Below are 21,277 nucleotides of genomic sequence, written 5' to 3' on the forward strand. Positions count from 1 at the left end.
GTCAGTCCAACTGGCCCTGGCAGACGTATTTGGTGTGCAGGTAGTCGTCGAGCCCATGAACCGACCCTTCGCGGCCGTAGCCCGAATCCTTCACGCCGCCGAAGGGCGCGGCCTCGGCGGCGAGCGCGCCCTCGTTGATGCCGATGATGCCGGCCTCGAGCGCATCGGCCACGCGCCAGACGCGGCGCACGTCGCGCGAATAGAAGTACGCGGCCAGCCCGAACGGCGTGTCGTTGGCTTGGGCGATCACCGCCGCCTCGTCGGCGAAGCGCGTCAGCGGCACGACGGGGCCGAAGGTCTCTTCGCAGGCGCAGGCCATCGTCGCGTCGGCATCGGCCAGCACGGTCGGCGCAAAGTAGTTCGGCCCGAGCGCGGGCAGCCGCGTGCCGCCGGTGAGCACGCGCGCGCCGCGCGTGGTGGCGTCGTGCACATGGCGCTCGATCTTCTCGACCGCGCGCGCATTGATCATCGGGCCGATCTGCGAAGCGCTGTCCGACGCCGGCCCCACGCGCAGCGCGGCCACGCGGGCAACGAGCAGCGCGGCAAAGCGGTCGTGCACGGCCTCGTGCACGAACACGCGGTTGGGGCACACGCAGGTCTGGCCGCCGTTGCGGAACTTGGCCGCCATCAGGCCGTCGACCGCGGCCTCGAGGTCGGCATCGTCGAACACGATGAAGGGCGCGTTGCCGCCGAGTTCGAGCGAAAGCTTCTTGAGCGTGTCGGCCGAGCGCCGCGCCAGGTGCTTGCCCACAGGCGTCGATCCGGTGAAGGTGATCTTGCGCACGCGCGCATCGTCGAGCCAGGCATCGACCACCTGGGGCGTGCGCTCGCGCGAGGCGGTCACGATGTTGAGCACGCCCGCAGGCACCCCGGCCTCGGCCGCCAGCGCCACCAGCGCGAGCGAGGTCAGCGGCGTGTCCTCGGCCGGTTTGCAGACCACGGTGCAGCCGGCCGCGAGCGCCGGCGCGATCTTGCGCGCGATCATCGCGGCCGGAAAGTTCCAGGGCGTGATCGCGGCCACCACGCCCACGGGCTCGCGCAGCGCGAACATGCGCCGGCCGGCCAGGGGTGCGGGAATCACCTCGCCGTTGGCGCGCGTCGCCTCTTCGGCGAACCACTCGATGTAGCTCGCCGCATAGGCGACCTCGCCGATGCCCTCGGCCAGCGGCTTGCCCTGTTCGCGCGAAATCATGCGGCCCAGGTCGTCCTGGTTGGCGAGCACCAGGTCGTTCCAGCGCTTGAGGATCTGCGCGCGCTGCTTGGCCGGCGTGCGGCGCCAGGCCGGAAAGGCGGCTTGCGCCGCATCGACCGCGGTGCGGGCGGCGGTGGCGTCGGAATCGGGCACCTGCGCGATCGGCGCGCCGGTCGCCGGATCGGTCACGTCGAACATGCGGCCGGCCGGTCGATGCCATTCGCCGGCAATGAAGTTCGCGCTGCGCTGAAGGTCGGGGCGGGAGAGGGTGAGCATGTCTGTTGTCTTGGAGATGGGTGCGTATTCAGCTCACGATGCCGAGGTGCCAGGGCACGAATTCATGGTCGCCAAGGCCGAGCGCCTCGCTGCGCGTGCGTTCGCCCGAGGCATGGCGCAGGATCTGTTCGAAGATGCGCTCGCCGAGCTCCGGCACGCTGAGCTCGCCGTCGAGCACCACGCCGCAGTTGATGTCCATGTCTTCTTCGAGGCGGCGAAACATCGGCGTGTTGCTCGCGAGCTTGATCGTCGGCGCCGGCTTGCTGCCGAACATCGAGCCGCGGCCGGTCGTGAAGCAGATCAGCTGCGCGCCGCTCGCGATCTGGCCGGTGACCGCCACCGGGTCGTAGCCCGGCGAGTCCATGAAGACGAAGCCGGCCTTGTCGATAGGCTCCGCATATTCGTACACCGCCTGCAGCGGCGTGGTGCCGCCCTTCATGGCCGAGCCGAGCGATTTCTCGAAGATGTTCGCGAGCCCGCCGGCCTGGTTGCCGTGGCCGACCACGCCGTTGAACTGCGCGTTCTGCCCCGCCGCATAGCGCTCCCACCAAGCCAGGCGGTCGAGCAGCTTCTGCCCGACTTCTGGCGTGACGGCGCGGCGCGTGAGCATGAACTCCACGCCGTGGATCTCGGGCGTCTCGCTCAAGATGGCGGTGCCGCCGTGGCGCACCAGCAGGTCCATCGCGGCGCCGAGCGCGGGGTTCGCGGTGATGCCCGAGAAGCCGTCCGAGCCGCCGCACTCCAGGCCGACCTTCAGATGGTGCGCGCCCACGCGGGTGCGCACCGCGGCATTGGCCTCGGGCAGCATCTCTTCGACCGCGCGGATGCCGGCCTCGATGGTCTGGCGCGTGCCGCCCACCTCCTGCATCACCAGCGTGCGCAGTAGCCGGCCCTGTTCGAGGCCTTGCGAGTCGACCAGCGCGTCGACCTGGTTGCGCTCGCAGCCCAGCCCCACGATCAGCACGCCGGCCAGGTTGGGATGGCGCGCATAGCCCGCGAGCGTGCGGCGCAGCACGTCGAAATGCTCGCTCGGCGACGACATGCCGCAGCCGCTGGTCTGCGCGAAGGCGGCCACGCCATCGACGTTTGGAAAGGCCGCGAGCCGCTCGGGCGTGAAGTGCGCCGCGATGCGCTTGATGACCGTGGCGGAGCAATTGACCGACGACAAAATGCCGACGAAGTTGCGCGTGCCCACGCGCCCGTCGGCCCGCACGAAGCCCATGAAGGCCGCGCGTTCCGACTCGGGCACGTAGTCGACCGGGCGCACGTCCTGGCAAAAGCCCGGGTCGCGGTACGAGTCGACCAGCGTGAGGTTGTGGCTGTGCACGTAGTCGCCGGCCTCCAGGCTGCGCGAAGCGACACCGATCACCGTGTCGTACTTCTTCACCTGCTCGCCGGCCGCGATCGCCCGCGCGGCGATCTTGTGGCCCGCGGGGATCTGGGCGCGTGCGCGCACGCCGAAGCCGGCGATCGTCTCGCCGAGCGCGATCGGGGTCTTGGCCACCAGCACGTTGTCGTTCGGGTGGAGGCGCAGCAGGCGGGCGTCGTTCATGTCGTTCAGCCTTTTTCCATCAGCTCCTTGAGGTTGAGCTTGCGGATCAGCTCGGTCTCCTGTCGGTAGACGGCCTCGACGTACTTGCGGTAGTCGGGGCCGTCCTGGTACATGACGGGTGCGTCGATGCTGTCGGCCACTTTCTTGAATTCGTCGCTGTTCACCGCCACGCGGAAGGCGTCGCGCAGCTTCTTCTCCACCGCGGGCGGCAAGCCGCGGGGCGCGCCGATGCCGTTGGGCGCTTCGACCACCACGTCGTAGCCCAGCTCCTTGAGCGTGGGCGTGTCCTTGAAGCGCGGCGTGCGCGCATCGCCCCAGGTGGCGAGCAGGCGCAGCTTGCCGCTTTCGACGTGCGGCGCCCACGAGCTGCTGTCGGCCAGCACGTCGACCTGCTCGCCGAGCACGTCCTGCAGCGCGGCCGAGCCGCCCTTGTAGGCGATGGCGTTGAACTTCACGCCGGCCGCCTGCGCGAACTGCTCCATGCCCACGTGCGTGGCGCCGCCGATGCCCGCATGTGCATAGCTGATCGCGCCGGGCTTCGCCTTGGCCTGCGCCACGAGGTCGGCCAGCGACTTGAAGCGCGAATTCGCATGCACCGCGATGCCGAAGGTCTGGCCCGAGGTGCGGGCGAGAAAGCTCAGGTCCTTGAGCGGATCGATCTGCACCGTGCCGATCTGCGCAAAGCGCGTGACCGAGATCGGGATCTGCCCGATGGTGTAGCCGTCGGGGCGGGCCGAGGCGAGCGCCTTGGTGCCGATCATCCCGGAGGCGCCGGCGCGATTCTCGAGCGCGACCGGCTGCCCGAGTTCGCGCGCCGCGATCTGGCAGATCGCGCGCATGGAGCGGTCGGCTGTGCCGCCGGCCGGCCAGGGGCAGATGAAGGTGATCGCGCGCTCGGGGTACTCGGCCGCGAAGGCGCGGCCGGTGGTGGCGGCGAGCGCGGCGGCGCCGAGGCCGCCCAATACCAGCTGCCGGCGGGGAAGGGTGCGATGGATGCTCATTTGTTGTCTCCGTTGTCGGGTTCGAAAGGCCACGCGCATTCTTCAGCAGACAATCATTGCAATCCAATGAAATAGCGGACTCGCTTCATAGCCTGGAGGTTATGTAGACGCCGCAAGCACCCCATGAGCCAGATCGACCGCGTTCTTCGTTCCAACCTCAAGCTGCGGCATCTGCAGATGCTCGTGGCGCTCGACCAGTTCAGGCATCTGGGCCGGGCCGCGGAGTTCCTGTCGGTCACGCAGCCCGCGGTGTCCAAGTCGCTCGCGGAGATCGAACGCATGTTCGGCTTGGCGCTGTTCGAGCGCTCCACGCGCGGCACCGAACCCACGCCCTATGGCGACAGCGTGGTGCGCTTTGCCCGCTCGGTGCTCGCCGACTACGACCGCACACGCGACGAGATCGCCGCGGTCGCGAGCGGCGCCGCAGGCCGCACCAGCGTGGGCGCCATGGTGGTCGCCACGCCGGTGTTGCTCGCGCGCGCGGTCGAGATGCTCAAGGCGCACTCCGCGCAGACGACGGTGCTGGTGGAAGAGGGCGACCTCACACGCCTGCTGCCCAAGCTGCGCCTCGGCGAGCTCGACCTGTTCGTTGGCCGGCTCGAGCCCGGCTATGCGGCGCCCGACCTCGAAACCGAGGCGCTGCATGCCGAGCCGATGGCGGTGGTGGTGCGGCCCGGCCATCCGCTCGCGTCGAAGCGCCGGCTCGACTTCGCGGGGCTCGCCAAGGAGCCTTGCGTGATGCCGCCACCCTGGGCGTCACTGCGCGTCAAGCTCGACCAGATGTTCTTTCGCGACGGCGTGCATCCGCCGGCCGACATCATCGAGTCGGCCTCGTTCCTGGCGCAGGTCAGCTTCGTGCAGCAGCGCGATGCGGTGGCCTTCATGGCGCGCTCGGTCGCGCGCCATTTCGAGCGGCAGGGCATGCTCAAGGTGCTGCCGATCGCGGTGCCGATCGATCTGCCGCCGGTGGGCCTGATCACCTTGCGCGGCCGCAGGCGCACGCCGAGCACGCAGCAGCTCATCGAGTGCCTGCGGCGCGCTGCCAAGGCCAAGTCGCCGCGCTGACCCCGTCTATTGGCTCGACGGGCTGGCAGGCGCGGCGGGCGGGTTGCCCGTGCCGGGCGTGGTCTGGAGTTGCGGCGCGCTCTGGGTCGGCGTCTCGGGCTTGACCGGGCCTTCTTCGCGCGTCTGGATGAGCAGGTTGTAGAGCAGCGCGAGCAGCAGCACCGTGATCGCCGCGCCAATGCCCCAGCGGAACACGCGCTTGTTGTCGCGCTCGTCGCTCTTCGCTTGTTCGGTCTTCATCATTCTTGATTCACCCCTTCAATGCGGTGCAATCACGCTGCCTCGGCAGGGGGCAGCGGGGTGTCGGACAGCGACTCGGGTCCTTGGCGATGCCTGCCTACGCGGTGGTGCTCCGCATCGCACGCGCGTGCGCCGCCTCCGCGGCCATGCTCCGCGCATGCAGCAGCAGCAAGAAGACGACCCGCAAGATCCTTCACGCGACACGCGCGCGCGTGCCTGCCCGCCGTTCCGGTCCGCCATCCGCACCGGCCTGATCGCAGGCGCCTTCGCGAGCGTGGCCTCGACGATCGCGCTGTCGGTATTGGGGCGTTGCCAGATCGCCAGCGCCAGTGCACCGACCAATGCGACGAGCCACTGGATCTGGGACCGCACCGCGCTGATCAGGCGGTCGCCCTCGCTGCGCCACACGCTGATCGGCTACGCCATCCACCACGGTTCCGCTACCTTCTGGGCGGTGCTCTACGCCTGGCTCCATGCCAACCGCAGGCCGGCGCAGTCGGTGCCCGCGGCGCTGTCGGGTGCCGGCGTCGCGGCGGCCACTGCCTGCGCCGTCGACTATCTGGCGACACCCCGGCGCCTGACGCCCGGGTTCGAGCACCACCTGTCGCGGCCGGCCATGGCTGCGGTGTATGCCAGCTTCGCAGTGGGCCTGGCGCTCGGCTGCGCAGTGGCCAATCGCCCGCCGCGGCATTGACGCGCGGATGCCAGCGGCATGGTGAAAGAAGGCCGGCCATGCGCGTGGTGATCGTCGGCGCATCGGGCTTTCTCGGCCGCGCATTCGCAGCCGCCTTCGCGGCGCACGGCGCCGACCTGCTGTGCACCGCACGCGACCCCGAGCGCGCCCGCGCCGAGGCGACTTGGCCGCAGGCACACACGCAGTGGCTTGGCGCCGACCTGATGCAGGTTCCGCCCGCGTCGTTCTGGGCCGACCACCTGCGTGCCGGCGACGTGGTCATCAATGCCGCGGGCGTGCTGCGCGAGCGCAACGCAGGCGAGTTCGAGGCGATCCATCACCTCGCGCCGGTGCAGCTTTTCGACGCTTGCGCCGCGACGGGCGCCGCGCTCGTCATCCAGGTGTCGGCGCTCGGCGCCACGGTGGACGCGGCAAGCGCCTACCACCGCAGCAAGGGCGCCGCCGACCGGCACCTGCGCCAGTGCCGCGTGGCGTCGGCCATCGTGCAGCCTTCGTTGGTCTGGGGCGACGAGGGCGCGAGCGCCAGGCTGTTCGCCACACTCGCCGTGATGCCGCTGCTCGCGCTGCCCGGCGGCGGTGGCCAACTGGTGCAGCCGGTGCACCTGCACGACGTGGTCGCGGGCGTGGTCGCGCTGGCCGAGGCGCGCCCCGTGCGCAGCCGCACCATCGCCTTCGTCGGTCCGGAGCCGGTACGCTTTGGTGACTACCTCGCCGACCTGCGCCGCCAGCTCGGCCATGCACGCGGCGCCTGGGTGCTGCCGCTGCCCGAAGGCCTGTTCCGCTTCGGCGCGCGGCTCGCCGGCCGATGGAAGGGCAGCTTCCTCGATGCCGACACCGCAGGCATGCTGCTGCAGGGCAATGCCGCGCCGGCCGACGAGTTCGCGCAATGGCTCGGGCGCGCGCCGCGCTCGCACCGCAGCTTCGTCCCCGCGCAGGGTGCCGAGGCGCTGCGGCGTACGGCCTGGTTGCAGTGGATGCTGCCGCTGCTGCGGTGGTCGGTGGCGGCGGTGTGGATCTGGACCTTCGTGGTGTCGATCGGCCTCTATCCGCGCGACCAGAGCCTGGCGCTGCTCGCGCGCGTGGGCGCGCACGGCACGCTGGCCGAATGGCTGCTGAACGGTGCGGCGCTGTTCGACCTGGCGCTCGGCATCGGCACGGTCGCGCTGTCCGCCGCCTGGCGCGCCCGCGTGCTGTGGCCGCTGCAGCTTGCGCTCATGGCCTTCTACACGGCGGCGATCACCTGGGCCATGCCCGAGTTCTGGCTCCATCCCTTCGGACCGTTGTCGAAGAACCTGCCAATGGCCGCCGCCGTCGCGCTGCTATGGGCGATGGAGCCGCCGCGTCCAGTCAAGGAGAAGAAACCGCCATGGAATACCTCGTCCTGAAATACCTGCATGTGATCTCGTCCACGCTGCTGTTCGGCACGGGCATCGGCTCGGCCTTCTACCTGCTCGCGACCACGCTCTCGCGCGACGTGCGCGCGGTGGCGGTGGTGGCGCGCATGGTGGTGCGCGCAGACTGGCTGTTCACCGCGACCACCGCGGTGCTGCAGCCGGTCACCGGCTTCATGCTGGTGCAACGCATGGGTCTGCCGCTCTCGACGCCATGGCTCAAGGCTTCGATCGTGTGCTATGCGCTCGCGATCGCCTGCTGGCTGCCCGTGGTGTGGCTGCAGATGCGCCTGCGCGACCTGGCCGCCGAGGCCGCGCGCGAGGGCACGCCGCTGCCGCCGCGCTACTGGCTGCTGTTCAAGTGGTGGGTGGCGCTCGGCGTGCCGGCGTTCTTCCTGTTTCTGGCGCTGTTCTGGCTGATGATCGCGAAGCCGGCGCTCGGAGGAAGTTAAACAGATGTCTTGGCCCGCTCGATGATGCAGCGCACCGTGATGGCCAGCGTGCAGAGGTAGCGCGCATCGGCCGCGAGCGACCGGATCATGGCGGCCACGAGGTCATCGAAGTCTTCTTCCGATGGGCGCAGGCCGGCCTCGTCGTGGCGCAGGTCCAGCGCCCGGCGCACGCGGTCCTGCGCCTGCATGTAGTCGGTGCGCAGCAGCACGCTGCGCGCCAGCAGCACATCGAGGTTGAGCAGGTCGAGCGCGTTCATCGCAAGCCTCATCCGAGCGCCGTGTCGAGCACCATCATCACGACGAAGCCGACCATCAGCCCGCCGGTGGCGAAGGCCTCGTGGCCCTGGCGGTGCGACTCGGGAATGATCTCGTGGCTGATGACGAATAGCATCGCGCCGGCCGCGAGCGCCAGGCCCCAGGGCAGCAGGCTCGCGGTCAGCGTGACCAATGTGGCGCCGAGCACTGCCATCACGGGCTCCACCAGACCTGACGCGACGCCCAGGCCCGCCGATGCCAGCCGCCCGTAGCCCACGCCGCGCAGCGCGAGCGCCACGACCATGCCCTCGGGCACGTCCTGGATCGAGATACCGGTGGCCAGCGCGGTGGCGGCCACCGGATCGGAGCCCGCGAAGGCCACGCCGATCGCCAGGCCCTCGGGCAGGTTGTGCAGCGCGATCGCCAGCACGAACAGCCAGACGCGCTTGAGCTTGACGGCCCGGGGCCCTTCGACGCCTTTGATGAAATGCTCGTGCGGCACGACGCGGTCGATCGCCAGCAGCAGCGCCGCGCCCAGCAGCACGCCGCCGCCCACGATGCCACCCGCGCCCCAGGCGCCGAAGCCCTGCGTGCCGGCAGCCTCGAGGGCCGGAATGACGAGCGAGAACGATGTGGCTGCGAGCATGACGCCGGCGCCGAAGCCCAGCATGGTGTCGAAGGTGCGCTGCGAGAACTGGTGCGACAGCAGCACCGGCAGCGTGCCGAGCGCGGTCGCCAGCGCGGCCAGCGAACCGCCGAGCAGCGCGCCGCGCACGCGGGCATCCCCCAATGCCACCGCCTCGAATGCTTCGAGCAAAAGAAACACCACGCCGGCCGCGACGATGCAAAGGCCGAGCAGCCGGCGCCAGGACCGCCTACGGCCGGCGCGTGCGAACAGCAGTTCGAGGGTCGTCATCTTGGAACCAGAAGAAAGGTGTTCGCAAAAAAAGGAGCGGCGACCTTGATGGCCGCCGCCCAACTCGCACCCACGAGAGAAAAGGTTGTCGAGCCGGTGTTTGTTCACCCTGGATGAAGATTCGGTGCGGCGAATGTGGCAGCGCGTAGGAGCGTTTCTCGTGTGGGCTGCAAATGCAGACTACATGCGCCTCCCTCGCATGAGGCATTGAGCTTTGGTTTGCTCAGCTGCCGTGAGGCAACCGCGCGTGCCCGCGCATGTCTGCCTCGGGCATGCCGATTGCCGCTCCTATCTAGCGCCGGAAACCGCATTGCTTCCGGACCGACTCCTTCTTTCTCGATGCTGGATAACTGCCATGAAAAGATCGCGGCGGCGCGCGGGCCGCGCCAATGAGTGCTACGAACTGCTCGAACAACTCTCGCGCCGGAAACTGCCGGTGGTGTGCTCGGAACCCTATGAGATCGACAAGATCCTCGCCCTGCGCAGTGCCTTGCTGCTGCAGGCGCAGACCGAACCCACGGTGGTGCTGCGCACGGGCGAACGCCGCATCGCGCGTGCGATCGTGACCGCCATCACCGCCGAAGGCCGCGCTGCCTGCGCGTTGCACGGCGCGGCAGCTCCGCCCGCCCGCCGTTGAGCCATCCCGGCCCAAGCCAGGGCACCCGTGGAACGGGCTTTGCCCGGCCACCGGGTGCGCCCCCCAGTGGGGGGAGGCGGCTACACGAAGTGAGCCGCTTCGGAGGGCGTCCTGGTCCTCTAGAACTGTCCCTGGCCGTCGCCTGTTCTGTCGTGCACCCAGCGCATCGCCTGCTGCTCGGCATGGCGCAACGCCTCGGCCTCGCTGGCATAGCCGATCTCGTCGGTGTCGTCGGGCAGCGCCTGTTCGCGGTGGCCGGCGCCCTGGCCCAGGCAAACCACGACGGGGCGGTACACGCCCGTGGCCATGCGGCGCGCGCTGTAGATGAAACGCCAGCCGCGGTAGGCGAAATCGTGGCGATCGCCGGCCCCCGGATCGCCGCCCGCTGCTGCAGGTTCGCGTGCACTCATTGCGGTTGCTCCATCGTCAAGGGATTGCCGTGGCGCCGAAGGCCTCGCGGCGGCGTTCGAACGGGTCGATGTTCATGCTCTGGCGGTACTTGGTGACCGTGCGGCGCGCAATGCGAAAGCCCTGCTGCGCGAGCTGGCGCGCGAGCGCGGCGTCGCTGAGCGGTGCCACCGGCTTTTCCACCGCGATGAGCTCGCGGATCAGGCCCTGCAGCGCCACGGGCGCACTCGCGCCGCCGGCCGCATGCGCGAGCCCACGCGAGAAGAAATACTGCAGCTCGAAGACGCCGACCGGCGTGGCGATGTACTTGTTGTGCACGGTGCGCGACACGGTGGACGGATGTACGCCCACCTCGTCTGCGATCTCGCGCAAGCCCAGCGGCTTCATCGCGAGTGGGCCGTGCTCGAGGAACAGCTTCTGCCGCGCGACGATGGCGCGCGCCACGCCGAGGATGGTGGCGGCGCGCTGCGAGACGTTGCCCGCCATCCAGCGCGCCTGCTCCAGGCATTCCTTCATCGCGGGGCAGCGGTTGCCGCCGTGCTTCTCGAACAGCTGGACGTAGTCGGCGTTCACGCGTGCGCGCGGCACGGCGCCGGGGTTGAGCGAGGTGCGCCACGCGCCGGCCACCTTCCGGACGGTGACGTCGGGCGCCACGAAACGCGCACCGGTCTCGCCGAACTGCCAGCCCGGGCGCGGGTTCAGGCGCCGGATGGCGTCGACTGCGGCCTGCATCTCGTGCGCGGCGGCGCCGAGCGCGCGGGCGAGCCGGCCGGTGTCGCGCGCGGCGAGCAGCGCGATGTGCTGTTCGAGGATGCGGCGCGCCAGCTGGCGCGTCCCGTCGTCGGCAATCGTATCGAGCTGCAGGCACAGGCATTCGGCCAGGTCGCGCGCCGCCACGCCTGTCGGCTCGAGCGCCTGCACGCGCCGCAGCGCGGTGCGCAGCTCCTGTTCGGCGTCGGCATGGCATTCGCCGAGCGCGGTGCCGATCTCGTCGAGCGAGATGCGCAGGTAGCCGTCCTCGTCGAGGGCCTCGACCAGCGCCTGCGCGAAGGCGGCTTCGCGCTCGGACAGCCGCAGCACGCCGAGCTGCGCATGCAGGTGGGCGCGCAGCGAATCGGGCAGCGGCACGCGCTGCATCAGGTCGAAGCTCTCGTCGTGCGACAGGTGGCGTTCGCCCGTGGCGGGCGCGGCGGTGAGGCGGTCGAAGGCGGCGGCATCACTGGCATGGTCGGCGAGCGCCGGCGCGGCCTCGGCCGTGTCTGCCGCCACGACGGCCCCCGCTTCGGTACCGTCCTGAGAGGCCGCATCGACTTCGAGGAAGGGGTTGAGCTCGGCCGCTTCGCGCAGCGCCTGCGCGTAGTCGACCGACGACATCTGGAGCAGCCGCACCGCCTGCTGCAGCCGGCGCGAGAAGACCGGCGCCTGGATCTGGCGGGCCTGCATGGCAATGGAAGTGTTCATGGATCTCCGTGTGTTGGCCTGGCGGGGCGGTCGGCAGGGAGACGGTCCTGCGCAACGGACGTGCCAGCGCCGCGGGGGCCGGAATCGGCTTGATCAGTAACTCGAAAGTTCGCGAAAATCGGGCCGGACCCCGCCACCGGCAGAAAGCCTTGCGGTAAATCTTGCGGACCGGCAGGGTAGAGACAGCCGCCTGCGCTTGCAGCACACTCCGGCCAATGAAAATTCCGGCAAGTGGGAACGAGGGCGCGTGGGCGAAGTTGGCCGGCGCGGGCGTGCTGTTGCTGAGCCTGGGACTCGTGTGCGCGCGCCAGGCGCGCTCGTCCGCGGCGGCCCACCTGGCGCTGGCCGACCATGCACGGCGCCAGGCGGCACGCGCAGAGGCGGCGCGGCGGCTCGAGCACGACCTGCGCAGCCCCGTGGGCGCCATGGCCGTGGCGCTGGAGCTGCTGCGCAGTGCCGACGACGACGCCACGCGCAACGAAGCGATGGCGGTGCTCGAACGCCAGGTCGCTCGTATGACCTCGCTGACAGAGCGAGTGCACGAATTCGCACAAGGCATGGCCGATTGAGCTGTCCGGCGAACGCCTGTCCGCGAGGCAGGCTCGAGTTTCAGGGAGTGACGCGGAGCAACGCAAGCAATCAAGGCGCGGGCGCAGGCAAGAGCGCAGGGCAGGCAGCAAGCCGGGGAATAAATTGGGCCACGCACTCATTGTTGAAGACGACGAAGATTCGGCGCGCATGATCGGCGCGCTGATTGCGCGCGAGGGGCACACGGTGATGAACGCCCACTCGATCGCGGCCGCGCGCCGCATGCTCGCGATGCAGCGGGCCGACCTGCTGCTGCTCGACCTGCACCTGCCCGACGGCAACGGGTTCGACCTGCTGGACGATCCTGACATCGTGAAGGACACGGTGCTGGTGCTCATGACGGGCCAGGCGAGCCTCGAGACCTCGATCCGGGCGCTGCGCCTCGGCGCGGCCGACTACCTCGTCAAGCCGATCAATCCGCAACACCTCAAGGGGCTGCTCTCGCGGCTGATCGCGCCGTCGCAGTTGCGCGCCGAGCTCGACGAGGTGCAGGAGCTCTGGCGCGAGACCGGGCACTTCGGGCACCTGATCGGGCGCTCGCAGCCGATGCAGCGCGTCTACCGCCAGATCTCGCGCGTGGCCGGCACCGCGGTGTCGGTGTTCATCCATGGCGAGAGCGGCACCGGCAAGGAGCTGGTGGCCCGCGCGGTGCACGACCTGAGCCGGCGGCGCGAGCAGCCGTTCCTGGCGGTGAACTGCGGTGCGCTGTCGCCGCACCTGGTCGAGAGCGAGATCTTCGGCCACGAGCGCGGCAGCTTCACGGGCGCCGAGCGCCAGCACCAGGGCTTCTTCGAGCGCGCACATGGCGGCACGCTGTTCCTCGACGAGGTCACCGAGATGCCACTCGAGCTTCAGGTGAAGCTGCTGCGGGTGCTCGAGAGCGGCACTTTCATGCGCGTGGGCTCGACCCAGGTGCAGCAGACCGACGTGCGCATCATCGCGGCCACCAACCGCGACACCGGCAAGGCGCTGGCCCAGGGCGCGATCCGCGAAGACCTGCTCTACCGCCTCAACGTGTTCCCGATCTCCCTGCCGCCGTTGCGCGAGCGCGGCGAGGACGTGGTGCGGATCGCCATCAGCTTCCTGCAGGATCTCGTCCGCCAGGAGGGCGGGGCCAAGCAGTTCACGCCGCAAGCGCTGGCCCGGCTGCAGGCCTATGCCTGGCCCGGCAACGTGCGCGAGCTTCGCAACGTGGTGCAGCGGGCCTGGGTGATGGCGTCGGGTGACGACATCGACGAGGAATGGCTCCCCCCACCAGACGCGGCGGCCGAGGCGCCCGACCCGTGGCCGCCGACAGTGCCAGGCGGCGCGTCCGAGGGGGCCGCCAGTGGCTTCGATGCGGGGAAGAGCCGGCTGGTGGTCGAGGTGGGCACGCAGCTCGCCGACATCGAACGGCAGGTGATCCTGGCCACCTACGAGCACTGCGGGCGACACAAGGAGCGTACTGCGGCGCTGCTCGGCATCAGCATGAAGACGCTCTACAACAGGTTGAAGGAGTACCGCGAATGAGGCGGCGCGGCGGTGTGCAGCGGCCCGTGCCGCCGGCCTGATGATGCGGCGCCCGAAGGCTGCCTCTCGTGCAGGGTGGGCGGGCGCGCGCGGTAGCTCTCCTGCCAGGTTTGAAGCCGCAGCCTGTAGGCCGCGGCGCCGGCAGGGTCGAAGTCGGTTCCCAGGTAGTTCGCTGGATTCTCGAGCGGATGATGGGCGAAGTAACGGCTGAGTTCGTTCATGCATACCTCCAGGCGCACGAGGCGTTTTCTTCGGGTTCTCGCGCACGGCCTGCCCGGCACCCGGCAAACTGCGTGCCGCCCCCGGGACCCGATCGGTGGATGGCGGCTTGCAACCAGGAGAAAGCGCATTGGATGAGTTGAACGCCGATCCTGCCGACGACGCGGCGCCGCCGCGCCGCGGGCGGCTGCTGCCCGTGGTGGGCCTCGGTGGCTGCGCCGGCAGCCTCGAAGCCCTGCGCGCCTTCTTCGAGGCCGCGCCGGCCGATACCGGCATGGCTTTCGTCGTGGTGCTGCATCCCTGCGCTGCCCAGGAGCGCGCGGCAGTGCTCGACATGCTGCGCGCCGCCACCTGCATGCCGGTGCTGCCGGTCGACACGCGCGAGCGCATGCAGGCCGACACGGTGCATGTGGTGGCACCCGGCAGCACGCTGCGGCTGCGCGGCGAACGCATCGAGCCGGTGGCGCTGGCGTCGGCGCGCGGCGCCCACACGGCGATCGACATGTTCTTCCGCGCGTTGGCCGACAGCCACGGCCCGAGCGCGGTGGCGGTGGTCTTGTCGGGCCGGCACGAGGACGCAGCGATCGGCCTCAAGCGCATCAAGGAGCGCGGCGGGCTCACCATCGCGCAGGCGCCGCAGGAAGCCCGCCACGCCGCGATGGTGCTGGCGTGCATCGCCACCGGCATGGTCGACTGGACCCTGCCGGTCGGCGAGATCGCTGCGCGCATCCAGGCCTACCGCCGCATCGAGTCGCAGCTCAGGCTGCCGGCCGAACAGCTGGCCCGGGAAGGCGGGGCGGGCGTGTCGCCGGTGGCGCGCGACGAAGAGTCGTCCTTCAGGGAAGTGATGGCCTTCGTGCGGCACCGCACCGGACGCGACTTCGCGCACTACAAGCGGGCCACGGTGCTGCGGCGCATCGGGCGGCGCATGCAGGTGAACGGCGCGAGCGACCTCGCGGCCTACCTGGAGTGCCTTCGCACCCGGCCAGGCGAGGCCGGCGCGTTGCAGCAGGACATGCTCGTGAGCGTGACCCACTTCTTCCGCGACGCGGCCTGCTTCGAGGCGCTGGAGGCTCGGCTGCCGACGCTGTTCGCCGGCAAGACCGCGACCGACACGGTGCGCGTCTGGGTGGCGGCGTGCGCCACCGGCGAGGAGGCGTATTCCGTGGCCATGCTGCTCAGCGAGCATGCGCAGACGCTCGAGAGCCCGCCGGCGGTGCAGGTGTTTGCCACCGACCTGAACGAAGAAGCGATCCGCACCGCGCGCGAAGGCATCTATTCGAGCGCCGCCGAGGCCGACCTGGCGGCCGACCGGCTGCGCCGCTTCTTCGTGCGCGAGCCGCGCGGCTGGCGCATACGGCGCGACCTGCGCGAGATGGTGCTGTTCGCGGTGCACGACGTGCTCAAGGACTCGCCGTTCGCGCGCATCGACCTCGCCTGCTGCCGCAACCTGCTGATCTACCTCGACCGGCAGGCGCAGGCCAAGGTGCTCGCGAAGTTGCACTTCTCGCTGCAGTCGGGCGGGCTGCTCTTCCTCGGTCCGCAGGAATCGGCCGGAGACCAGCGCACGCTGTTTTCCGCCGTCGACGCGCCGTACGGTCTCCATGTGCAGCAGGACGTGCCCCGGCCGGCGCTCCCGGTGCTCCAAGGGGCAGTGCGCCGGCTCGCGCCGGCACCGGTGGTGGCCGGCGAAGTCGCGGTGCCGCTGCCGCGCATCGCGCTCGCGCCCTTTGCCGGCACGCGTGCGATGAGCTGGGCCGAGCTGCACCTGAAGCTGCTCGACCGCCTCGGTCCGCCGTCGATCCTGCTCGATGCCGAGCACGAGATGCTGCACGTCTCGCCGGCCGCAACCGCGTTCCTGCACTTCAGCGGCGGAGAGCCGTCGCGCAACGTGCTGCGCGCCATCGTGCCCGAGCTCAGGTCCGAGCTGCAGACCGCGCTCTACCAGGCCCATGAGCGGCGGCAGCCGCTGGATGTGGCGCCGGTGCACGTGCGCCTCGGTGGGCGCGATGTCGACGTGGCCCTGGAGGTCATTCCGGTCGACGAACTCGGCGGCGCACTGCTGGTGCTGCTGCGCTCCAGCGAAGCGGCTGCTGCGCTGCGCGAGGTCGTCGTGGTGCCGCGCGCCGACCCTGCCTCCGTCGCCGGCCACCTCGAGCGCGAGGTGGAGCGCCTGAAGCAGCAGCTGCGCGAGACCGTCGAGCAGTACGAGACCTCGACCGAGGAGCTCAAGGCCAGCAACGAGGAACTGCATGCGATGAACGAGGAGCTCCAGTCGGCCACCGAGGAGCTCGAGACCAGCCGCGAGGAGCTGCAGTCGATCAACGAGGAGATCACCACCGTCAACCAGGAACTCAAGAGCCGCGTGGACGACCTCGGCCAGGCCAACAGCGACATGCTGAACCTGATGGACGCGACCGCCATCGCCACCGTGTTCCTCGACCGTGCGTTCCGCGTCACGCGCTTCACGCCCAGCGCGGCCGCGGTGTTCAAGCTGATCGCCGCCGACGTCGGGCGCCCGCTCTCCGACCTGGCCACCTCGCTCGACTATCCGCAGCTGCCGGACGACGCGCACCGCGTGCTCGAGACGCTGCTGCCCTGCGAGCGCGAGGTCGGCGACGACCAGGGCACCTGGTACCTGGCGCGCCTGCGGCCCTACCGCACCATCGAAGACCGCATCGCCGGCGTGGTGCTGAGCTTCGTCGACATCACCGAGCGCAAGGCCGCCGAGGCCGCGCTGCGCGAGAGCGAGGAGCGGCTGCGGCTGATGCTGGAGAACGCGGTCGACTACGCCATCTTCTCGGTCGACATGGCGCGCCGCGTCACCAGCTGGAACACCGGCGCCCAGCGGCTGCTCGGCTACACCGAGCCCGAGATCCTCGGGCGCTCGGCCGACATCATCTTCACCGAGGAAGACCGCACGGCCGGCGCGCCCGAGGAAGAGGCGCGCACCGCGCTGGCGGCAGGGCGCGCGGCCGACGACCGCCAGCACAAGCGCAAGGACGGTTCGCACTTCTGGGCCAGCGGCGCGCTCATGCCGATGCACAACGGTCATGGCGCGGTGATCGGCATGGTGAAGGTGCTGCGCGACCAGAGCGAGCAGCGCGCGGCGCAGCAAGCGCTCGAAGCGGCCGATGCCGCCAAGGACCGCTTTCTCGCGGTGCTCTCGCACGAGCTGCGCAATCCGCTCGCGTCGATCAGCGGCGCGGCGCAGCTGCTGGCGCCCGAAAGCCAGCTCACGCCCGACCAGGCGCACGCCGCGCGTGTGATCCAGCGGCAGGCCTCGGCCATGAAGGCGCTGCTCGGCGACCTGCTCGACGTGTCCAGCCTGCGCATGGGCCGGCTCGCGCTGCGCCGCGAACGCTTGACGGCGCAGGCGGTGGTGGAGGCTGCCGTCGAGGCCACGCGGCCGCTGATGGAGCTCGGGCGCCATACCTTCGAGCTCGATGTCAGCGCCGAGGAAGTCAGGCTCGACGCCGACCCGATGCGCTTGACGCAGGTGCTGTCGAACCTGCTGTCGAACGCGGCCAAGTACACGCCCGACCGCGGCGTGATCCTGCTGTCGATGCACCCCGACGCCGCGGCGCGCGAGGCGGTGTTCACGGTGACGGACAACGGCATCGGCATGGAGCCCGATACCGTCCAGGCGATGTTCGAGATGTTCACGCAGAGCGTGCGTTCGCACGACCGCGCGGCCGGCGGGCTTGGCATCGGGCTGGCGCTGGTGCGCAGCATCGTCGAGATGCACAGCGGCAGCGTCATGGGCGAGAGCGCGGGCAGCGGGCACGGCAGCCGCTTCACGGTGCGCATTCCGCTCGCGCGCAGCGAGGCGCAGGCCGCCGGTGCCGAGCGCGTGGCGAACCTGCCGCCGCCGGGGCCCGGACAGCCGCCGGCGTCGGAGCGGGCCTTGCGCGTGCTGCTGGCCGATGACAACGCCGATGCGCTCTGGGGCATGGCGCGGGTGCTGTCGATCTCGGGCTTCCACGTGGAGACGGCCGAGAACGGCATCGACGCGCTGCGCATCGCCGAGGCGTTGCGCCCCGATGCCGCCGTGCTCGACGTCGACATGCCGGGGCTCGACGGCCACGAGGTGGCACGGCGCATCCGCGCGCAGCCCTGGGGGCGCGGCATGCTGCTGGTGGCCGCCACCGGTTGGAGTCAGCCCGAAGACAAGCAGATGGCGCTGGCGGCGGGCTTCGACGAGCATCTCGTCAAGCCGGTGGCCCTGGGCGACGTGCAGCGCCTGCTGCGGAACCGGCGCGTCTCGGGCTGACGGGCGCGGGCATGCGGATTGCCGCAAAGGTGCATCGTCGCGTACTTGCTTCTGCACGCCAGGAATGTCCCAGCCTTATGCCTCCCTGCAAGCGATCTGCATCGGCGCCTCTTCGGGCGGCGTCAATGCGATGCTCCAGTTCGTTGCCGCACTGCCGGCCGGCTTTCCGGCGCCGATCTTCCTGGTGCAGCACATCGGCGCTCACCGCAGCCAGCTCGCGTCGCTGCTGGACACCCGCGGACCCAACCGCGCGGTGGAAGCGAGGCCGGGGGATGTGCCCACCGCCGGCACGATCTACGTGGCGCCGTCCGACCACCACATGCTGCTCGACGGCGGCGTGATCCGCCTGAACCGCGGGCCGAAGGAACACCATGCCCGTCCCGCCATCGATCCGCTGTTCCGCTCCGTCGCGCTCGAGTGCGGGCCGCGTGCCGTCGGCGTGGTCCTCACCGGCATGCTCGACGACGGCAGCGCGGGGCTGCGCGCCATCAAGGACTGCGGCGGCCTCGCGGTGGTGCAGGACCCGGCCGAGGCGCACGAGCCCGGCATGCCGCGCGCGGCAATGGCTGCAACGCAGGTGGACCACGTGGTGAAGCTCGCGGCGCTGCCGGGGCTGCTGATCCAACTGGCCGGGCCGCGCGACGCGGTGGCGGCCGCGGCAGTGTCGTCGACACTGCGCGACGAATATGAAATCGGTCTCGGAGGATCCACCGTGGAAAAGCTCAAAGCCATCGCCGAGCCCTCGATGTTCACGTGTCCCGACTGCGGCGGCGTGCTGTTCGAACTCAACGACAAGCGGCCGGTGCGCTACCGCTGCCACACCGGCCACGCCTTCAGCCTGCGCAGCCTGGCGGCCACGCAGGAAGAAGTGACCGACGGCGCGCTCTGGACCAGCCTGCGCACGCTGCAGGAGAAGGAATCGATCCTGCGCAGACTGGCCGCGATGCAGCGCGACGACGGCACCGGCGACCCCGAGGGCAGCCTGCGCGAGGCCGACGACCTGGCGGCCGTGAGCGCCGCGCTGCGCAAGCTCACGCTGAAGGCGCCGAGCCCGTCGGGCTTCGCCGTGCGCTGAGGCCCGGCGCCTTCTTTTCTTTCTTTCTTACCTACTTCGCCTTCTTCTTCTTGGCACCCGCGGCCGGGCCGTCGTCGGCCGGGCCCGACGCGGGCCCTTCGCCCATGCCGAGCTCGGCACCGGTGAGCGGGTCGCCGGCGGGCTGCGACTGCGTGCGCTCGGCCATCTGCTGCAGCGTGGCCGCATCGGCGTCGTCGAGCTCGACGGTCGCGAGTCCGTCGCCGCCGTCGACCGGGCCCGAGTCCTGGGTGACGGGCACGAAGTCCCAGCGCTCGCCCTGGTTCCACGGCCCGCGCAGGTCCGCTTCGCCCTTCGACATGCGGAAGTACACGCTGGTAAAGCGCGGATCGCCCGGCAGCTTGCCCGGCGGAAAGTTCGGCTCGATCGCGTACAGCGCCTTCTCGAACGACTTCTGGTGCGCGATCTCGCGCGTCATGAGGAAGGTCAGCGCGTCCTTCACGCCGGGGTCGTCGGTGAGGTTGATCAGGCGCTCGTAGACGATCTTTGCGCGCGCCTCGGCCGCGATGTTCGAGCGCAGGTCGGCCGTGGGTTCGCCGATGGTGTCGATGTACGCCGCGGTCCAGGGCACGCCGGCCGAATTGACCAGCGGCGGGCCGCCGCCGTAGAGCACCTGCGTGATGTGGCTGTCGTTGCCCGCGCCGGTGATGGTGCGGTACATCTCGCCTTCTTCCTCCACGCCTTCGGCAAGCCGGCCCTTGGCGCCCTTGTTGAGCATGCCGACGATGGTGCCGATGATCTCGAGGTGGCTCAGCTCCTCGGTGGAGATGTCGAACAGCATGTCCTTGCGGCCGGGATCGTCTTCGCCGAGCGCCTGGGTGAAGTAGCGGCAGGCTGCCGCGAGTTCGCCCTGAGGACCGCCGAACTGTTCGAGCATGAGGTTGGCGAGGCCGGGATTGGTCTCGCTGACGCGCACCGTGTATTGCAGGCGCTTGTTGTGAGAGAACATGGGGACTGCTCCTTTTGTTGGGTGGGGTCTGTTGTCGATCGAACGGCTGCGCGCTCGGCGCCGCCGCAGCTTCTTGCGGGCAAGCGGCGTGCCCTCCGGCGTGCGGCGGCGGCTGACACGCCGACGCGAAACGGCCTTGCTTGGGCCCCGCGTGCGCGTCCCAAACATGGCTGCGTGTTCCCTGCGTTTCTTTCATCCACCGACCTCACTTTTTCGAAGGAAGTCACATGCCCGTCAAGAACATTTCCGATCTCTTCGTCCACGAGCTTTCCGACACCTACAGTGCCGAGAAGCAGATGACGAGGTCGCTGCCGAAGCTCGCGCGCGCCGCCACCGACGAAGGCCTCGCCTTGGCCTTCGAGACCCACCTGGAAGAGACGCGCGGCCAGGTCGAGCGCATCGAGCAGATCGCCGAACTGCTGAAGATCAAGCTCAAACGCATCAAGTGCGAAGGCATGGCCGGCCTCGTCGAGGAAGGCGATTCGCTGATCGACCAGATCGAGAAGGGGCCGGTGCTCGACGCGGCACTGATTGGCGCCGCGCGCAAGGTCGAGCACTACGAGATCGCCGGCTACCACTCGCTGTGCACGTTGGCCAAGCAACTGGGTCACGCCGACGCCATCGAGCTGCTCGAAGCCTCGCTGGCCGAGGAGACCGCCACCGACGGCAAGCTCAGCGCGCTGGCCGAAGCGCAGGCGGTGCAGAAGGCCGTTACTGCCGATTGAGGGCGAGCGGGCACGCCGCTTGCCGGTGAACGGGTCGGCGCGCAAGGGTTGCGCGCACAGGCCCGCACTGTTTCGCGGATCGAAGGAAAGCACTTCAATGGACGATCAACAAGATCGCACGCGCGCCCCGCGCGGTTTTGCGAGGATGGACCCCAAGCGCCAGCGGGAGATTGCGCGCCAGGGCGGGCGTGCCGCGCACCGTCTGGGGCTGGCCCATGAGTTCACCCCTGAGGAAGCGCGAAGTGCGCGCGCCAAGAGCCTTGCCGCGCGTGCCATGGCGTCGGCCGTGCCGCCGGAGCCGCAGCCGCAGCCGGAATGACCGTCATGCCCGCGCCGGGCATCGGCGCGGGCGACGGTGGCGAGCGCTGCACGGCCTGCGGC

General features: G+C 70.1%; 21 protein-coding genes. 11 read left to right on the forward strand and 10 right to left on the reverse strand.

From position 1 onward, the window contains the following. Position 1 precedes the first annotated feature (1 nt). From AC3A6R_RS02125 to AC3A6R_RS02135, 3 genes are read right to left on the reverse strand one after another with little or no spacing between them, the layout of a single operon-like run. Positions 2-1,468, reverse strand: coding sequence for an NAD-dependent succinate-semialdehyde dehydrogenase (locus tag AC3A6R_RS02125; protein ID WP_487863641.1), 1,467 nt, complete (start codon positions 1,466-1,468; stop codon positions 2-4). Positions 1,469-1,496: 28 nt separating this feature from the next. After that, a complete protein-coding gene (locus tag AC3A6R_RS02130; RefSeq protein ID WP_487863642.1) occupies positions 1,497-3,020 on the reverse strand; it encodes a UxaA family hydrolase in 1,524 nt (507 codons plus the stop codon). Positions 3,021-3,025: 5 nt separating this feature from the next. After that, positions 3,026-4,021 carry a tripartite tricarboxylate transporter substrate binding protein gene (locus AC3A6R_RS02135; protein ID WP_487863643.1) on the reverse strand — a complete coding sequence of 332 codons (996 nt, stop codon included), beginning with the start codon at positions 4,019-4,021 and terminating at the stop codon, positions 3,026-3,028. A gap of 123 nt (positions 4,022-4,144) precedes the next feature. Here AC3A6R_RS02135 and AC3A6R_RS02140 point away from each other — a divergent pair, with 123 nt between their 5' ends. Next, positions 4,145-5,086 (forward strand): LysR substrate-binding domain-containing protein, encoded by a 942-nt coding sequence (locus tag AC3A6R_RS02140; RefSeq protein WP_487858665.1) that lies wholly within the window; start codon positions 4,145-4,147, stop codon positions 5,084-5,086. Positions 5,087-5,092: 6 nt separating this feature from the next. Here the strand turns inward: AC3A6R_RS02140 and AC3A6R_RS02145 are convergent, their stop codons facing one another. Beyond that, a complete protein-coding gene (locus AC3A6R_RS02145; protein WP_487863644.1) occupies positions 5,093-5,326 on the reverse strand; it encodes a hypothetical protein in 234 nt (77 codons plus the stop codon). Positions 5,327-5,483: 157 nt separating this feature from the next. Between AC3A6R_RS02145 and AC3A6R_RS02150 the strand changes: the two genes are divergently transcribed. Genes AC3A6R_RS02150 through AC3A6R_RS02160 form a run of 3 tightly spaced genes read left to right on the forward strand, consistent with a single transcriptional unit; the run spans position 5,484 to position 7,863 of the window. Further along, positions 5,484-6,020 (forward strand): hypothetical protein, encoded by a 537-nt coding sequence (locus AC3A6R_RS02150; RefSeq protein ID WP_487863645.1) that lies wholly within the window; start codon positions 5,484-5,486, stop codon positions 6,018-6,020. A 38-nt stretch (positions 6,021-6,058) separates the two neighbouring features. Further along, on the forward strand, positions 6,059-7,405 hold the full coding sequence (locus AC3A6R_RS02155) for an SDR family oxidoreductase (protein ID WP_487863646.1): 1,347 nt from the start codon (positions 6,059-6,061) through the stop codon (positions 7,403-7,405). Continuing rightward, positions 7,387-7,863, forward strand: a complete 477-nt coding sequence (locus AC3A6R_RS02160) for a DUF2269 family protein (RefSeq protein WP_487863647.1) — start codon at positions 7,387-7,389, stop codon at positions 7,861-7,863. The genes AC3A6R_RS02155 and AC3A6R_RS02160 overlap by 19 nt, the downstream gene beginning before the upstream one ends. Here the strand turns inward: AC3A6R_RS02160 and AC3A6R_RS02165 are convergent. Together AC3A6R_RS02165 and AC3A6R_RS02170 are read right to left on the reverse strand one after the other, a co-directional pair. Beyond that, positions 7,860-8,120, reverse strand: a complete 261-nt coding sequence (locus tag AC3A6R_RS02165; protein WP_487863648.1) for a hypothetical protein — start codon at positions 8,118-8,120, stop codon at positions 7,860-7,862. The two genes, AC3A6R_RS02160 and AC3A6R_RS02165, sit on opposite strands and share 4 nt — an antisense overlap. An 8-nt stretch (positions 8,121-8,128) precedes the next feature. After that, a complete protein-coding gene (locus tag AC3A6R_RS02170) occupies positions 8,129-9,034 on the reverse strand; it encodes a ZIP family metal transporter (protein ID WP_487863649.1) in 906 nt (301 codons plus the stop codon). Between the two features lie 355 nt (positions 9,035-9,389). Here AC3A6R_RS02170 and AC3A6R_RS02175 point away from each other — a divergent pair, with 355 nt between their 5' ends. Continuing rightward, the gene (locus AC3A6R_RS02175; RefSeq protein ID WP_487863650.1) at positions 9,390-9,671 is read left to right on the forward strand and encodes a hypothetical protein; all 282 of its coding nucleotides are present in this window, start codon (positions 9,390-9,392) and stop codon (positions 9,669-9,671) included. Positions 9,672-9,790: 119 nt separating this feature from the next. On the opposite strand, the gene AC3A6R_RS02180 is transcribed toward AC3A6R_RS02175, so the two are convergent. Further along, positions 9,791-10,081, reverse strand: coding sequence for a hypothetical protein (locus AC3A6R_RS02180; protein WP_487858673.1), 291 nt, complete (start codon positions 10,079-10,081; stop codon positions 9,791-9,793). Between the two features lie 16 nt (positions 10,082-10,097). Beyond that, a complete protein-coding gene (gene rpoN / locus AC3A6R_RS02185) occupies positions 10,098-11,540 on the reverse strand; it encodes an RNA polymerase factor sigma-54 (RefSeq protein ID WP_487863651.1) in 1,443 nt (480 codons plus the stop codon). Positions 11,541-11,755: 215 nt separating this feature from the next. On the opposite strand from rpoN, the gene AC3A6R_RS02190 reads away from it, so the two are divergent. After that, positions 11,756-12,109, forward strand: coding sequence for a histidine kinase dimerization/phospho-acceptor domain-containing protein (locus AC3A6R_RS02190; protein ID WP_487858675.1), 354 nt, complete (start codon positions 11,756-11,758; stop codon positions 12,107-12,109). Positions 12,110-12,233: 124 nt separating this feature from the next. Continuing rightward, positions 12,234-13,637 (forward strand): sigma-54-dependent transcriptional regulator, encoded by a 1,404-nt coding sequence (locus AC3A6R_RS02195; protein ID WP_487858676.1) that lies wholly within the window; start codon positions 12,234-12,236, stop codon positions 13,635-13,637. Here AC3A6R_RS02195 and AC3A6R_RS02200 read toward each other — a convergent pair. Beyond that, entirely contained in the window at positions 13,607-13,858 is a 252-nt protein-coding gene (locus AC3A6R_RS02200; RefSeq protein ID WP_487863652.1) for a hypothetical protein, read from the reverse strand. The genes AC3A6R_RS02195 and AC3A6R_RS02200 overlap by 31 nt on opposite strands. A gap of 128 nt (positions 13,859-13,986) precedes the next feature. On the opposite strand from AC3A6R_RS02200, the gene AC3A6R_RS02205 reads away from it, so the two are divergent. Continuing rightward, complete coding sequence (locus AC3A6R_RS02205; protein ID WP_487863653.1) at positions 13,987-18,129, forward strand: CheR family methyltransferase; 4,143 nt, start codon at positions 13,987-13,989, stop codon at positions 18,127-18,129. A gap of 64 nt (positions 18,130-18,193) precedes the next feature. Further along, positions 18,194-19,204, forward strand: coding sequence for a chemotaxis protein CheB (locus AC3A6R_RS02210; RefSeq protein WP_487858679.1), 1,011 nt, complete (start codon positions 18,194-18,196; stop codon positions 19,202-19,204). 31 nt (positions 19,205-19,235) lie between these two features. Here AC3A6R_RS02210 and AC3A6R_RS02215 read toward each other — a convergent pair whose 3' ends face one another. Further along, positions 19,236-20,171, reverse strand: coding sequence for a manganese catalase family protein (locus AC3A6R_RS02215; RefSeq protein WP_487858680.1), 936 nt, complete (start codon positions 20,169-20,171; stop codon positions 19,236-19,238). A 227-nt stretch (positions 20,172-20,398) separates the two neighbouring features. Between AC3A6R_RS02215 and AC3A6R_RS02220 the strand changes: the two genes are divergently transcribed. Then, the gene (locus AC3A6R_RS02220) at positions 20,399-20,896 is read left to right on the forward strand and encodes a YciE/YciF ferroxidase family protein (RefSeq protein ID WP_487858681.1); all 498 of its coding nucleotides are present in this window, start codon (positions 20,399-20,401) and stop codon (positions 20,894-20,896) included. Between the two features lie 97 nt (positions 20,897-20,993). After that, on the forward strand, positions 20,994-21,215 hold the full coding sequence (locus AC3A6R_RS02225; protein WP_487858682.1) for a KGG domain-containing protein: 222 nt from the start codon (positions 20,994-20,996) through the stop codon (positions 21,213-21,215). Positions 21,216-21,277 lie beyond the last annotated feature (62 nt).

The sequence above is a fragment of the Variovorax sp. Soil_C_19 genome, assembly GCF_057657255.1.

Coding starts and splice junctions, on each gene's coding strand:
- AC3A6R_RS02150 (WP_487863645.1), top strand. CDS start 5,484: ATGCAGCAGCAGCAAGAAGACGACCCGCAAGATCCTTCACGCGACACG.
- AC3A6R_RS02215 (WP_487858680.1), bottom strand. CDS start 20,171: ATGTTCTCTCACAACAAGCGCCTGCAATACACGGTGCGCGTCAGCGAG.
- AC3A6R_RS02145 (WP_487863644.1), bottom strand. CDS start 5,326: ATGAAGACCGAACAAGCGAAGAGCGACGAGCGCGACAACAAGCGCGTG.
- AC3A6R_RS02130 (WP_487863642.1), bottom strand. CDS start 3,020: ATGAACGACGCCCGCCTGCTGCGCCTCCACCCGAACGACAACGTGCTG.
- AC3A6R_RS02225 (WP_487858682.1), top strand. CDS start 20,994: ATGGACGATCAACAAGATCGCACGCGCGCCCCGCGCGGTTTTGCGAGG.
- AC3A6R_RS02140 (WP_487858665.1), top strand. CDS start 4,145: ATGAGCCAGATCGACCGCGTTCTTCGTTCCAACCTCAAGCTGCGGCAT.
- AC3A6R_RS02170 (WP_487863649.1), bottom strand. CDS start 9,034: ATGACGACCCTCGAACTGCTGTTCGCACGCGCCGGCCGTAGGCGGTCC.
- AC3A6R_RS02190 (WP_487858675.1), top strand. CDS start 11,756: ATGAAAATTCCGGCAAGTGGGAACGAGGGCGCGTGGGCGAAGTTGGCC.
- AC3A6R_RS02125 (WP_487863641.1), bottom strand. CDS start 1,468: ATGCTCACCCTCTCCCGCCCCGACCTTCAGCGCAGCGCGAACTTCATT.
- AC3A6R_RS02155 (WP_487863646.1), top strand. CDS start 6,059: ATGCGCGTGGTGATCGTCGGCGCATCGGGCTTTCTCGGCCGCGCATTC.
- AC3A6R_RS02165 (WP_487863648.1), bottom strand. CDS start 8,120: ATGAACGCGCTCGACCTGCTCAACCTCGATGTGCTGCTGGCGCGCAGC.
- AC3A6R_RS02160 (WP_487863647.1), top strand. CDS start 7,387: ATGGAATACCTCGTCCTGAAATACCTGCATGTGATCTCGTCCACGCTG.
- AC3A6R_RS02135 (WP_487863643.1), bottom strand. CDS start 4,021: ATGAGCATCCATCGCACCCTTCCCCGCCGGCAGCTGGTATTGGGCGGC.
- AC3A6R_RS02210 (WP_487858679.1), top strand. CDS start 18,194: ATGTCCCAGCCTTATGCCTCCCTGCAAGCGATCTGCATCGGCGCCTCT.
- AC3A6R_RS02220 (WP_487858681.1), top strand. CDS start 20,399: ATGCCCGTCAAGAACATTTCCGATCTCTTCGTCCACGAGCTTTCCGAC.
- AC3A6R_RS02200 (WP_487863652.1), bottom strand. CDS start 13,858: ATGAACGAACTCAGCCGTTACTTCGCCCATCATCCGCTCGAGAATCCA.
- rpoN (WP_487863651.1), bottom strand. CDS start 11,540: ATGAACACTTCCATTGCCATGCAGGCCCGCCAGATCCAGGCGCCGGTC.
- AC3A6R_RS02175 (WP_487863650.1), top strand. CDS start 9,390: ATGAAAAGATCGCGGCGGCGCGCGGGCCGCGCCAATGAGTGCTACGAA.
- AC3A6R_RS02180 (WP_487858673.1), bottom strand. CDS start 10,081: ATGAGTGCACGCGAACCTGCAGCAGCGGGCGGCGATCCGGGGGCCGGC.